Below are 14298 nucleotides of genomic sequence, written 5' to 3'. Positions count from 1 at the left end.
ATGCCGCTAGAGGCTGATCCCGAACCGACGGTGACTTTTCCGAATGCTTTGCCGGATACTTTGGTGCGTCGGGTCGGCGAACCGCTCTCCGTTCCTTTCGAGCTCGAGGACGCGGGAAAGAACCCGATCGGTGTGCAATACCTGTTGGACGGCGAGCCGCTACGTGTGCGCCGCCCGTTTCCGGTGGTGCAACTTGGAGAGTGGATATCCGGGAATAACGAAATAGTCGGTGTCGATGCCAACGGTGACAAACGCGTTTCCTACGCCATTTATCATATGGAGCTCCCTTATCGGGAGCGTCTTTATTTTAACGTGGATGTTGATAGTGATGCGTCTATAGGAATTTTTCGCTATGACGAGCTGACTGGTGTTGGCGAGCTTGTTGACCGTCAAAGCACATGGCCGAATTCTGACTACATCGGGCCGGGAGAGTATGCTATTGCCGTGGCTGTGGGCGAGCGTGACCACGACTTCCAAATTGCTGAGCACCCGCCGACCCGGCGTTTCACATACGCGTGCCCCCAATGTGATGAGACGATCGGGTCGTTCGAGTTTCGTGTCGGTGGCGAAAACGGTGGTACAGGCTACGACGAGTCCTTTCACATTGACGGCGACTATAGCGACGGTTACGGGGCGATTTGGTCTGAGAAATTGGCTCACCCGACCTTGTCGGCCAGTTTTGCCCAAGACACCCACTTCGTCAGCTACCGACCTGTGAGACTCGCCGATCGGCGGGTTGTCCACGATAAGACCTCACTGGCCCACATTTTGGATACGTCTAATGTTGGTACCCACGAGTTGACGTTGCGTGTCCAGGAGTTGACGAGCGAAGGTGTTCGCCAAACGACTCTGGACCGGAGGTTTCAGCTAAAGGTGGAACAAGCCGGCAGTTGCAAGTCGCCGACGTTCGACGTGCCATCGGAAAGGCCGGTGTACATCACTGCGGCTGGCAAAGACGGCTGGCCGGACTCGGGCCAAGACGACATTCCCGGTGTAGGCGAAGTACAAGTCGGCGTTTGGCCCTGGTTCGGAAATGCCCTGGGGACCGCTTTCCGGAACGTTAACCTGCATCCCCTCGAGTTCACGGTAAGCGCGCCGAGTGGCATCGAATCCGTCGAGGTGATCAATCAGGTGCCGGCGACGGTCAAGGAGCGTTTATGGAGTAGTGACGGCGCCACCTACCGCTTGCGTGGGGAGGCGCCGTACCGGGCGCTGCGAGACGCCGGGGTATCGGAAATTCAGGTCAAGGCGACGGCGAATTGCGGAACCTGGGGCGTCAAGTCGATCCCACTGGATATTCGTGAAGCGCCGGTACCGCGAGTATCCTTGAGCAGCTCCGGAACCCTTACCCTGCAACAGGCGTCTTTGGGCACGATCGATGTAGCCATCCAGACGCCCGGACGCAGCGTGCTCGCCGTTGCGGCGGTCCTGTTCCCGCGAGGCTGGCAGCCAAAAAGCGGTGTGGACGGTCGCCATTCACAATATGGCACTTTGCGGGAAAACGGGTTTGTTATAGGTGCCCACGAGTGGCTGGATGTCCGAGAGGAAGGGCACCCATTAGACTACCGAGTAATTATGGGCGTGCCCGCTAATCGAATTGACAAGGATCGCTTCGTCTACGAGCTGCCGATTTCTGTTTTCGCACCTGCCGGAGAGCACGATCTTCGATTTGTCACCAGGGAGCTGGATGGGCGGCTGACCGTTTCGCAGCCCCACGAAGTGGTCGTCGAAGCGAACGACATTCCCCCGGCGCTCGATATCAAGCAGCTTGATATCAAACAACCGGCGTATCCCACACCGCCTGGTGAGGACGCCCATGTCGAGGCGGTCGCGATTAGGCTGGGCGCCTTGGATCGGCTCGAGGTCGAGCTCGGCAGTGGCTTCGATGAGCCCGGCAAGGTTTTGACATTTCCGACCCATCAGGACCCTATCGACGAGAATGCTCCTCCATGGGCTGATAGCCCGGATTTCCCGGGGGCTTATAAGTCAACGGTGCCATTGGTATTACCGGTTCCGGAAACCGCCACCCCAGGTGACGACCTGGAAGCCACGGTTACCATCTACGACGAGTCGGGTCTGACCGCTAGCGCTGATCTGACCATCAATGTCGCGGATTGGGGCTCACGGGAGGTGTCTGTCTCCCGGAATTTATCGGCTGGAGAGCGGGAACGATTCGCCGATGTCATCGTGGAGGATGGGGCTCGTCTGCGCTTTGAGGATCCGGGGATCGTGCCGAATTCGATAACCTTGCGCGACGAGGCAACGGTAAGCATTGATGGGTCGGTACTGGACGAGTTCGTTGTCCACGAGAGCATTCGCGTGGGAACCGCGGGACAGATCGTAATCGACAATTCGTCCATTGATTTCAAATCGGACAATGTGGGAGCGCGTCACGGTGGTGACAGTTCGCGATACGCGAACCCCGGAAGCGAAGTGGCCGCCTATGGCAGTTTTCGACGCCCGCGGTTCCCTGGTGCAGTGACCGGTGAAACCGGCGGCGGCGGTGCGATCACCTTGAAAACACCATCTCTCCACATTGATGGAGCTGTTCGCGCAAATGGCGTGGATGGCTCGAGAGATTCGAACTCTGGTGGAGGCGGTGCGGGTGGCAGCCTATGGATCGAAACCGGTTCGTTGACCGGAACCGGCACCGTTAGTGCGAGTGGCGGCGATACTTACAGAATCCCAGATAGTGAGCAGGCCCCAGGTGCCGGCGGCCGCATCGCGGTGTATTACGATGCCTACGGTGACGGTTCCGTCCCGCTGGTGGAGGGTATGACCTTCGAGGCCCGCTCCGGCCAATCCACACATGGGGCGGATTATGCCGCCGGTGCGGGCACCGTGTTCCTCAAGCGCAGTGACGCGGCCTGGGGCGAGCTCCATGTCGACGCCGGCGGGATAGGCTCGGAAGGAGATTCCACGACGACGTTGCGTTCCATCGGCCGTCACCGGGTCACGGGTACGGGCGTGGACGATGCCGATCGCGATCGTTACTGGGTTGCCGTGGAGGGCCAGCCCTGGACGGTGCCGGACCCGGAGCAGTGGGAGCTGGGCCTTCGTGGCCTCTTCGTGAGCCTGGATGCCGACGACCCCGATGCGCCGCTGTTCCAGGTCGTGGACAACACCGAGAATCGGCTCGTGATCGAGTCGGACTCGTCCATTGACGCGCTCGTCGGCGATGAGCTCATTGGTGTCGTTCGCCTGGATCGTCTCGTCACCAGCGCCAAGGCGCGCTTGATCGCCGATGACCGCCTGGTCGCCGACGAGCTGGTGATGGACGACGTGCGCGCCGTCTCGGGCATCGCGGAAGTGAAGCGGGGCGAAACCCACGATTTCGACACGCTGACCGTCGACAGTAACCGCGCGCTGGTCGGGACGGTGACCGCCAAGGACGTCATCGTCGACGGGGCCGAACTCGGCGTGGAAGGCGCGCTGGAGGTTTCGGGCAGCATTACGATTCGCAACGGCGGCCGGTTGTGGGTGCCGGACCTGGAGACACCGTCCGGCGTCGGTGTGACCCTCGACAGCGGCACGCTCGCCGTGGACGGAAGCACGGTGCTCGGAGGCAGTCTCGATATCCAGGGAGAGAGTACCGTTCGCACTTCGGAGCTGACGGTCACGGGCAGTCTGACCCAGGGCGCCGGCACGCTGACGCTCGCCGTCGACGACACCATCGACGTGGGCGGTGACTTCCGCCTCGATGATGGCGCCGTGCTCACGGTGCCGCCGGCCGATGTCGACGCCCGGCAACTGTATGCCGTCGCGGCGGAGGTAGCGGGAACCTTCGAGGTGGCCCAAGGCGCGACGCTGGATCTGGTCGGGACCGGCTATCCGCAGGATCATGCGGTCGGGTTCCAGGACCTTTCCGGTGTCGCCGGTTCCCACGCGGCGCCCGGTGGCGACGAAGAGCCGGGCGCGGTCTACGGCGATTTCCGCCAGGCGTCGACGGCCGGTGCTGGTGGTGAAGGATCCGCGGGCGGCGGGATGCTGCGCGTCACGGCGCAAACGGCCGTAGTCGACGGCGAGATCCTGGCGGACGGTGCGGCAACGGACGATACCTACGTGGGCTCCGCGGCCGGCGGCAGTGTCTTCATCGACACCGAAGCCCTGCAGGGCATGGGGACGATTCGTGCCAACGGTGGCGAGGCGGAACGCGACCCCACCGGTTCCGGCGGACGCATTGCCCTCGAGTACGCCAGCGGGGACATTTCCCAGCTTACCCTCGATGCCCGTGGAGGCCGGTTACGCGGCGACAGGGAAGAAACCCGCGGCGGCGCCGGTACGGTCACCCTGACACGGTCCGGCGCTCTGCCCGAGCTGCGCCTTGCCAACGACGGGGCATCCGGCCGGATGGCCACACGGCTGCGCAGCGTCGGTCACTGGCCCGTTGCCACCAGTGAAGTGGACGGCTCCCGGTGCCGCATCACCGTGGACGGCTCGCCGTGGACCGCGCCTGCCGATGCCGGGGACGGTCTCGGCCTGGTGGGGCTGATGGTGGATCTCGCTGCCGGCGACCGGCAGGGGCCGTTGCACACGATTCGGGACAACACCGACGACTCGATTTGGGTCGATGCGGATCAGGGCCAGTGCCCCCAGATCGGGTCGCACCTGGTCGGTGTCATCCGCCTCGCGCGACTGTCCGTTACCCAGGGGGCCTCGCTGAAGACACCGGATCGGGTGTCGGTGGATGAGCCGGGCGGCCTGGTGGACGAAGGGCAATCCACGTTCGGGGACCTGATGGTGGCCGGCGATAGCTGGGCCGCCGTGGATTGGCCGGAGGGCACGCACCTGTCCCTGATGGGCGATCAGCGGGTCGCCTCGATGGTCCTGGATGGCTGGCACCTGGATATCGACGGTGAGCTGGTCGTCGATGGCCCGTTGACCGTGCGGGGCAGTGACTCCGCGCTCACGTCCGATGCGGTGCGGGTGCGTGGTGACGCCGAGTTCTTGGACGTCGGTCGCCGTCCCCTTATCGAGGGCACCGACACACTCGGCGCCGCCGATACCGCGGAGTCCATCCGGATCCACCGGTTCACCTTGTCCGAGCCGATGGATTTCCGCGTGAAAGCTGCCGGCATCGACGGCGCCGTCGAGTTCTTCGTGTTTCGGGACGATGGCGATTTAACCGAAGACGACGTGATCGGGGGATCATCGGGTCACAGCAATACGCAGACATACGAAAGTGGCGCCGATGGTCTGACTGCCGGGGACTATCTCCTGGCGGTTGGCGAGGGGGATATCTCCAGCGATACGGTCATTTCGGGAACCTCCGATTGGGGCGGGGCTACATACACCTACAGCGTCACGCCCATCGCCAATGTGGGGGCATCGCACGTCGAAGTCCCGGCGATCGAAGTCGACGGCAAGCTGCGCATGGACTCGGCCATGATTGCCGCGCGAGACGTGAAGGCGCCAGCCGGCCTGCAGCTTACCAACGGGGCGCGCCTGCACCCACCGGCGGTGAGTGATCCCGCCGATCCGGCGCAACACCGTCTCAGCGTTTCCGCCGAGAGCGCTGAGGTCAGTGTCGATGCCACCTCCGAAATCAGCGTCGCCGATTTGGTGACCCAGGAGCTGATCGACGCGAATGCGCACGGCGCGGATTCCGAAACTGCCGAGGCTTACGGTGACTTCCGGGCGCCGAGTACACCCGGTGCCTCCGAAGCCGAGGACGTCGGGTCCAGGGCCGGTGGATACCTGGATCTGACTGCTCAGGCGTTGACGCTCTCAGGCCGGCTAAACGTGAGCGCCGGCGTTGGAGCAGGGGACGCCTCCGGTGGCGCGATCGCCGTGGATGTCGGCACGTTGTCCGGCTCCGGTGCGATTCTCGCCCAGGGCGGCAATTCCAATGGGCAAAACACTTACGAAAGCAGTGCATATCCAGCAGGAAGTGGCGGCCGGATCGCGCTGTACGTCGGTGAGCGCTCCGGGTTCCGGGGACAGGTTTCCGCCGCCGGGGGTGTTTCCAGTTATGACGATGGCAATGCATTCGTGCCGGGCAATACCGGGGGCGCCGGGACCATCTACTGGCTCGATCGCGCCACCGCCGAGGGGATGCTGGAAGTCTCGAACACCGAGGCGGTGACCGGACAGGTTCGCGACAGCGACTGGCCCACGCGCTTGCGGGATGTCGGCCGCCATGACATCGACTCCGTGACGCGCCTGTCGGACGGCCGCATACGAGTGGAGGTGGCCGGCGAGCCATGGCAGGCGCCGGCGGATGCCGTCGACGGACTGGGGCTCGTCGGCCTCGAAGTGGACCTGAACGCCGCTGACGAGGCGGGGCCTTTCCACGAGATCGTCGACAACGGGCCCGGACACCTGATTCTGGCCGCCGATGGTCAGAGCGGCCAGCCGGCGCACGGTAGCGAGCTGATCGGCGTGGTGCGCCTTCACGCGCTGGCGTTGGGGCCGGGTGGTCGGCTGCGGGTCGACGACCGCCTGGTCATCGAAGATGGCGACGGTGTTTCCGTCGACCCCGCGAGTCTGGGCCTCGTCGCCGGCTCCTTCTCCGGCTGGTCCGGCACGGCCTGGCCGGAAGGATTCGAGCTCGATGTCGGTGGTGACCACGATGTGGGCTCGCTGGTGGTGTCCGACTATTCGTTGGCCGTGGACGGTGAGCTTCGTACCACCGACGTATCGGTGGGATCCGATGGTGCGATTTCCGCGGACCGGCTTCGCGGCACGGGCGAAGCCATCATCGTCGGCGGTGAGCTCGACGTCGACACACTGCACATGGACGAGGGCGTCACCCTGACGGAATCCAGCGCGCGGGTGAAGGCGACGCATCTCGAATCCGGGGGTCTCGACATCCAGTCCGGCAAGCTGATCACCGAGGACGTCAGCGTTCACGGCAATGCCCGCGTCGGAGACGGTGGCGTGCTCACGGTCCCGGAGGCGAGCATCGATCCGTTTCACGTGCCGGTTCTGGATATGGCCGTCGAAGGCACGATAGACGTGGCCCGACTGGGCAAGGTGGACCTCACCGGAAAGGGGTATCCCGCCGGGATACCGCGGCCGGACATACCCGCCAGGGCCGAGTGTGCCGGCGGCAGCTATGGTGGCCTCCGGAAGGGGGAGAGCGTGGCAACGTGCACGGTGGGACGCTATGACCGCATACGCCATCCGGGTGCGCCGGGCCAAGGCCGGGGTGGCGGTCTTGCCACGATCAGGGCCGATCTGTTGCGCCTTGATGGCGCCATTGTGGCGAACGCAGCCGAGAGTAACGGTTCAGGCTCCGGCGGTGCAGTGGTGCTGGATGTGGGGATTTTCGAAGGGAGCGCGTCCGGGCGGTTGAGCGCCAACGGCTACGGGTGGTACGGCACAGGTACCGGTGGAGGCCGCCTGGCGATGCGTACCGAAGCGGATGGCTATCGGTTCCAGGGCACTGTGGAGACGCATGGTGGCGTGGGGAGTGTTGCGGGTGCCGGTACTGCCTTGGTGCAGGAAGGGGAGGCGTTACCCCGCCTGGTGATTGGCAATGGTGGTGTGACTGCCGACGCTTCGAGTACCCCGTTTCGGTCGGTGCGGCACTCCGCCCTGCCCGACGGGAGTCTCACGATCGAGTCAGTGAGCGAGGCATCCCCGGGGCGCTGGCGCATCAGCGTGGGCGAGGCGACCGGCGCACACGATGTGCTCGAGGACCATATCTCCGGCGCACGCGGCGATTCGGCCCGCTATCTCGATTTCACGCTGGGCGCGGCCCATGAAGTCGAAATATCCGTGAAGGAGGCTTTCACTGGAAAGCTCTTTCTCTACCGGGAAGAAGGCGGTGCCTGGCAGTACCAGGCGTATACCTGGCTCAATGAAAACGCGGGCTACTGGACACGCTGGATGCGGTCATTGGAGGCGGGCACGTATCGCGTCGTCGTTGCTTCCGGCCGCCCGTCCTCGAGCGCCGCACTCGATACCGGGAGCTACGGGAGTGGCGTTAGCGGCGACATCCACCTGGCGGTGCACACCGACGGCGGGATATGGAAACCCAGCAATGCCGGCCGCGGTACTGGGCTGGATGGCTTGCACGTGGACCTGGATGCCAGCGACGCGGCGGGCCCGCTGTACGAAATCGTCAGTAATGGCGAAGCGCACCTGATCGTCGCCAGTGACGATCCCCTGGACGCTTCCGCGTTGGTCGGCAACGAGATCATCGGTGTCCATCGCTTCCGGGAGCTGGACGTCACCGGCGGCGCTTCGCTGGACGCGGGTGGCGATCGCGTCATCGTCGAGGACATCGTCAATTCCACGGTCGAACGCCCCATTCAGAATGTCGGCGAGTTCAGTGAGATCCCGTGATCCCGCGAGCGGTGCGCGTGCGGCAACGGTGCATGGAATGAGCGAATGGAAAGGCCTCACCAGGCCAATAGGATTGAAGGAATGAGGAAACTAGCAGGGATTTGTCTCATCGGTGCGTGTCTGGCGTTAGCCGGGTGCGAAGAGCAGGACGTCGTCGCCACCGTGGCGGACAAGGAGATCACCAAACCCGAGGTTCAGGCGCATCTGGCCTTCAAACGCGTGCCCGAGGGCAACGAGAAATTGCGCGAGCGCCACGTCGACCGGTACCTGGAGCGCGAGGCGCTGGCCGAGGCGATCACGCGTGAAGACGCGCTCGACGACGAGATGGTTCGCGCCGAGCTCGACGAGTTCCGCCAGGAGCTGCTGATCAGCCGCTATTTCGAGAAGTACCTCGACGAGCGGATCACCGACCAGGCCGTGCGCAACTACTACGGCAACCACATTGACGAGTACACGCACCGCAAGGCGCACGTGGCGCATCTGCTCATCCGGACCAACGAGGCCATGAGCGAGACGGAGCGCAAGGCCAAGCTCACGACCGCGCAGGAGGCCTACTCCAAGATCATGGCGGGCGAGGAGTTCGACGAAATCGTTCGCACGTACTCCGAAGACAAGCTCTCGCGGGAGAAAGGCGGCGACCTCGGCTGGATCAAGGAAGGCAGCATCGATCCGGTCCTCTCCGAGCGCGCCTTCGCGCTGGAGCCGGGCGAGGTATCCACGCCGTTCGAGACGGCTTTCGGCTTTCACGTGATCAAGCTGCTGGACGCGCCGAAGGACGTCCGCCAGCCGTTCGATGCCGTCAAAGGCAAGATTCGCTACCAGCTGCGCAGCCAGGCCAAGCAAAAGGAGCTGGAGCGCCTGCGCAACGCCGTAACCGTCCAGCGGGAGAGTTAGGGCGTGCGTGTCGTTGCGGCAATTGGTCTCGTCATGACGGCGGTGCTGGCCGGGTGTGGAGGCGGAGAGAATGACGCCTCGGGCGTTGCCGATACCCGGGCGGCTGCCAGTGCCCCCGTGCTGGCCCACGTCGACGGTACCGATATCACCGCCGTCGATCTCGAATTGGCAGTCGGTCGCCTACTCGACGGACGCAGCACCAACGAGCTCGATCGTTCGACCCGCGAGAAGGTCTTGCGCAGCCTCGTCCGTGCCCGGGTGATCGCGAATCACCAGGCGGCGCGGCTTGGCGAAGCCGATCGCGCCGAGCTGGAACGCAAGGTCGCCGCCTATCGTGAAGACCTGCTCATGAAGCGTTTCCTTCGCGACGAGGTTACCGCCGAGCCGGTCACCGAGGAGATGATGCGCGAATACTACGACCGTCACCCGGAGCGCTTCGGCGCACGCACCGTTCGCACCTACGAGCTGTTGACGACCCGGGAGGAGGTTCTGCCCGCCTCCCGCGACGAAGTGCTCGACCGCCTGAAAACACTCGGCCGTACCGGGGACTGGGCGGCGGCGGCCGACTCGATCAGCGTGGGCGGTCCGGCACTTCGCTACCGGCAGGTGGCTCTGGACGATGCCACGGTGGCGCCCCGCCTGCGCAAGCTATTGAGGAGCATAGAGGGTGACGAGCGATCGTCGATCACCTTCATTCGCGGGCGCCCTTATATTGCGCGCGTCGCGGCCGTCGAGAACATCCCGCCGCAGCCGCTATCGGAAGTGCGCGGGCAGCTCAGACGGGCGCTGGCACCGGTCCGGGTCAAGGCGGCGCTGCAGGAGGCGTCCGCCCCGTTGATCGAAGCCGCGGATATCGAATACGCCGGGGAGTTCTCGTCCCTCGGTGACGAATAGCCGGAAACCGACCATGCGGAACCTCCTCCAGCCGATCCTGCCGTCGGCCTCGCGGGAGGTTCCCTACCGGCATAGTGCCGTGTCTCGCGACAGAGCGGGAGAGACCGTTACGAGCCGAAAGCACGGGCACGGATAGCAACCTGTGACAGGGAAGGGCGGCCATCCGCTCATGCAGTCCATGAAAAAAGCGAACGACAAGTGGGCACGGCCCGGTTCTCCCCGTAGCGCCATGGCGCTGTGCATGGTCATCGCGCTAACGCTGGCGGTCAGCGCCTGCGGTGGCGGTGGAGGCGATGACCGGCAACCCGCACCGACGGTGCGGGACTTTTCGGCGGAACCTGTTCCCGGCGAGGTGGCCGTACGCCTCGAGTGGCTGGGGCTGCCCAGCAGCCGGAATGCCGAATCGGCCGTTGTCGGCTACCGCATCTATCGCCGGGAAGCCGGTAAGGACTCAGCGCATCAACTGGCGGAGCTTCCCGCCGATGTCACGACGTACGTGGACGAGCGGGTCGACAACGGCCACGGCTACGAGTACGAGATCGTCGCGACCACTCGCGATGGCGGCGAGGGGCGGGCGAGCGAGCCACGACGGGTGGTCGTCGCCGTCAATTCGGTGGCGGTGGAGCGGCTTCGCGGCGACATTGTCGATGGGGCGGTGGAACTGAACTGGGGCGCCCGGGGCGCGATTGGCGAAGGGGGGCGCTACGAAGTCTTCCGCGCCCGCGAAGAAGACTTCGCCAGTATCGGGGAAACCGCAGAGACGGAATACCGCGATGCCACGGTCGACGCGGACACGGCATATCGCTACCGCGTGCGCAGCGTCAAAGTCTTCGGGAACCCTTTCGGCGGCGAGCGAATCGAGCGACGAGGGCCCTGGTCGAATTCCGTCGAGCTCGATGTCCCGGGCTCGGACGGCCCCGGTGATGGGGATGATGACGACGACGACGACGATGATGGTCCTGGCCATCCCCGGTCCCTGAACGCCGGGCTTGAGAATGCCGAGCACCTGGGAGGGAACAAGTGGGCCGTCTACGCTGGCCCCGGCCGCGAGGCGCGCGTTCGCGGTTACTACGACGCCGATGCCGGCCGTATCGAGATCCGGGCACGCTCCGGCGGACAATTCATCGATAGCACCGCCAGTGGCGGCACGTTCGAGCTGGCGTTGCCCTGGCCGGGCTCGGCGCAATGGCGCATAAGCCTGCGCGCCACCCAGGGAAATCCCGAGAGGCGCGATCGCCTGCTGGTGCGCTTCCGCGAAGACGCGGAACCGCCCGTGATCCAGCTCGACGGACCCAGCCAGCGGGCGCTGCACAATGACCTGATCACCGTTACGGGCCGCGTTATTGACGATGCCGGCATTTACCGCGTGGAGGCGAGCTCCGGGCGCTACCCCGATCAGCGCTTCGGTGCCGTGCTCGAAGCAGACGGCCGCTTCACCGTCGAGGTCCCACTGCGCATCGGCACCAACGAGCTCACCCTCACCGTCACCGACATTGCCGGCAACACCGCAGAGGCGCTGCTGGACGTGCGCAATCTCGGGCCGCTTCACCCGGAGCTTGCGATCACCGAACCGGAGAGCGGGCAAGCGGTGCTCGAGCCGACCGTCGAGATCCGCGGTGACGTCAACACGGGTCACCCCCCTGGAGATGTCGTCGTCCGCTACGGGGAGCGCACGTTTGCAGTGACCGGTCAGCCCGGCGCCTACCGGTTCACGATCCCCGATGTGTCTCTGGAGCCCGGGAACAACCGCCTGCGGGTACGCGTCGCGGTGCCGGACGGCAGTGGCGAGGACGAAGTCAGCGTTTACTACATCGACGGCGATCCGGAAGACATTCCCCTGCCCGAGATCGTCATCGCCGAACCGTCGCCGGCCCGCCCCATCAGCACGCAAGAGGTGACGGTGGCCGGTACGGTCAGCAGTGAGCTCGGCGTCACGGCGGTGACGGTCAATGGGGAGAGCGCCGGAGGCGCCGGCCTGGGAGGCCGGCAAGCCACCTTCTCGCGAACGCTCGCGGTACCGGCGGGCGAAGGTGCATTTTCCGTCGAAGTGGCCGCCACTGACCGGCTGGAGCGCGTACAGACTGAAACCGTCTCCCTGCGCTATGACCGGCGTGCGCCGGTGCTCAGTATCGACGGCGATCTGGCACCCACGCCGACGGTCAATACGGTCGTCGAGCAACCGTTCCGACTGACGGGCACCGTCGTCGAATCCCGTCTCGGTGGTATCAGCGTCAACGGTGAGAACGTCGGCGTCGTACCCGGCGAGAGCGAGGATGAATTCACCTTCGATGTGGGCGTCAACCTCAACTACGGTGAGCCCACCCCGGTGACCGTGGCCGCCTGGGATTTCGCCGGCAACCGTGTCGAGCGTGAATACCTCATGCGGCTCGAAAGCAGCGCAGGGCTCGAGCTCGTGCAACCACGCGATGGTGACGTTATCACACCGCAAAGCGACCCATTTCAGCTTCAGGTCACCGTTCGTGCCGAGGGCCTGGGGAGTGGTGATCGCCTGTTCGCCCGCGCCGACGGTGGCGATTTCACGGTCATGGAAATGTCGGGAGGCACCGCCAACGCGAACATCGAGCTGGCCGCGGAGACACGTACCCGCACGCTCACGGTCGAGGCCAGGAGCGACGATGGCACCGTGCTGCGCCGGCTGACGAGCACGTTCGACGTGGAGCATGCCGGCTCCCTCCCCCTGGAGCTCACCGGCAGTGAGCCCGCCAATCTCGCCGAGGGGGTCGAGCCCCATGAGCCGCTCACCCTCCATTTCAACCGCTCCCTTGAGCCGGCGTTGCTGGAGGTGGAGCTGCGGGAGACGGTTCACGGCGAAACCTATCTCCTGGGGGACGACGCCGACGTGGGCGTCGAAGGTGCCGCCGCGCCCGAGCCACAGGAAGTGCATCGTGACCGCGTGATTGTCCCGGTCGGGCGTTCGGTGTTTCCCGGCAACCGCATGGTCAGCGTGTATCCGGAGCGGGATTTCGCCTATGGCGCGCAGATCTTCGCCGTCATCGAGTACGACGGAGAGGAGCTGGCCCGGCTGCGGTACCAGGTTCGCCCGGTGCCCACTTTCATCGAAGGGCTGATCGTCTCGCCGTTCGGTAGCCAGGTTGAGGGGGTGACCGTCGCGATCCCCGAGCTCGGCCGACGTACGGAAACGGGGCCGGACGGCGAATTCAGTTTCGGTTTCGGCGACCCGGCCTCGGAGACGTTGCCGGGCGGGCGCTATCGGCTCGTCGTCAACCCGGGGCTCGATACCCGACGGCTCGGGACGGTGGAACGCTGGATCAGCATCCAGCAGGGGCGGCTCAATACCCTGAGCGCCATTCAGGTGCCCGTGCTGAATACCGACGCGCCCTTCAGGCCCGTGGCTTCGGGGGAACAACGTGTGTTGCTCGCCGGCGGCTCACTGGAGCTCGACTTGAGCGAGGCGGAAATCTTCTTCCCGGACGGCGACCGCAACGGTTCGGTACATACCCAGTTCCTGCCCCTGCAGCAGATCCCCTACCGGCCGCGGCCGGGGTCGGTTCCCAACTGGGCCTATGCGTTGCATCCGGCCGGGATCCAGGTGGAAGGCCGGGTGGGAATCAGGCTCGAAATGCCGGAGCTCTACGGCACGCAGGACTACGTACCGGCCACCGGCAGTTACGTGATTCTGATCGGGCTCGACCCCGGTTCGCTACAGCTCCGGCCCGTGGGGGTCGGCGAGGTGGACGGCTACTGGGTGCAGAGCGTCGGCGCCGTGCACCTGGATCGATTGGATTACCTCGGTTTCGCATTTGCCACCACCGAGCTGCAGGACGAGCTGGAAGCCTACGCCAACGGTGAGCTGTCCCGGCAGGAATTGATACGGATTCTGGAAGGACTCTAGGGCATGACAAGGTTGATGGCAGGAAGCCGTGGGCGCCGCTTCGGCGCCTGGACGCTGGTCTTCGTGGCCCTGGCGCTGCTGGCGGTGGAGACGGCGAGCGCGCTGTACGCGCCGATCTCCGGGGGCCAGCGGGTGAAGGCCGGCGTGGTGGCCGCCCGGGGCACCATTACCGGTCCCAACGGCGCACCCATCTGGGTGGCGTACGACGAGCAAGGCGCGGTGGTGGAGGTCATCGGCGAGGCGGTGGGCGAGCTCGCCGACGCCGAAGTGATGGCGGGCTCGGCCTACCGGCTGCACTGGGCGGGCTACCAGCGCTACCTCGACGAGCACGACCTCGACCCCGG

At 65.1% G+C, this 14298-nt stretch carries 6 protein-coding genes; 5 read left to right on the top strand and 1 reads right to left on the bottom strand.

Going from position 1 to position 14298, the window contains the following annotated elements; genetic code table 11:
* Positions 1 to 1557: 1557 nt before the first annotated feature.
* A complete protein-coding gene (locus ACPEES_RS14370) occupies positions 1558 to 1920 on the bottom strand; it encodes a hypothetical protein (RefSeq protein ID WP_435104210.1) in 363 nt (120 codons plus the stop codon).
* Between the two features lie 807 nt (positions 1921 to 2727).
* Between ACPEES_RS14370 and ACPEES_RS14365 the strand changes: the two genes are divergently transcribed.
* The 5 genes from ACPEES_RS14365 to ACPEES_RS14345 form a co-directional block, all read left to right on the top strand.
* On the top strand, positions 2728 to 8292 hold the full coding sequence (locus ACPEES_RS14365; RefSeq protein ID WP_435104209.1) for a hypothetical protein: 5565 nt from the start codon (positions 2728 to 2730) through the stop codon (positions 8290 to 8292).
* A gap of 81 nt (positions 8293 to 8373) precedes the next feature.
* Positions 8374 to 9186 carry a peptidylprolyl isomerase gene (locus ACPEES_RS14360; protein WP_435104208.1) on the top strand — a complete coding sequence of 271 codons (813 nt, stop codon included), beginning with the start codon at positions 8374 to 8376 and terminating at the stop codon, positions 9184 to 9186.
* A 3-nt stretch (positions 9187 to 9189) separates the two neighbouring features.
* Positions 9190 to 10080 carry a peptidyl-prolyl cis-trans isomerase gene (locus tag ACPEES_RS14355; protein WP_435104207.1) on the top strand — a complete coding sequence of 297 codons (891 nt, stop codon included), beginning with the start codon at positions 9190 to 9192 and terminating at the stop codon, positions 10078 to 10080.
* Between the two features lie 142 nt (positions 10081 to 10222).
* Positions 10223 to 13954, top strand: coding sequence for a hypothetical protein (locus tag ACPEES_RS14350; RefSeq protein ID WP_435104206.1), 3732 nt, complete (start codon positions 10223 to 10225; stop codon positions 13952 to 13954).
* A gap of 15 nt (positions 13955 to 13969) precedes the next feature.
* On the top strand, positions 13970 to 14298 hold a 329-nt coding region (locus ACPEES_RS14345), incomplete at its 3' end, for a hypothetical protein (protein ID WP_435104205.1).

The organism is Arhodomonas sp. AD133, from assembly GCF_051195215.1.
Lineage (GTDB): Bacteria > Pseudomonadota > Gammaproteobacteria > Nitrococcales > Nitrococcaceae > Arhodomonas.
Note: the sequence above shows the minus strand (reverse complement) of the source record. Positions and strands in the feature narration are given on the sequence as shown.

Excerpts from the sequence above, each read along its gene's own strand:
- ACPEES_RS14370 (WP_435104210.1), bottom strand. The coding sequence starts at position 1,920 with ATGGGTCGGAAATGTCAAAACCTTGCCGGGCTCATCGAAGCCACTGCC.
- ACPEES_RS14360 (WP_435104208.1), top strand. The coding sequence starts at position 8,374 with ATGAGGAAACTAGCAGGGATTTGTCTCATCGGTGCGTGTCTGGCGTTA.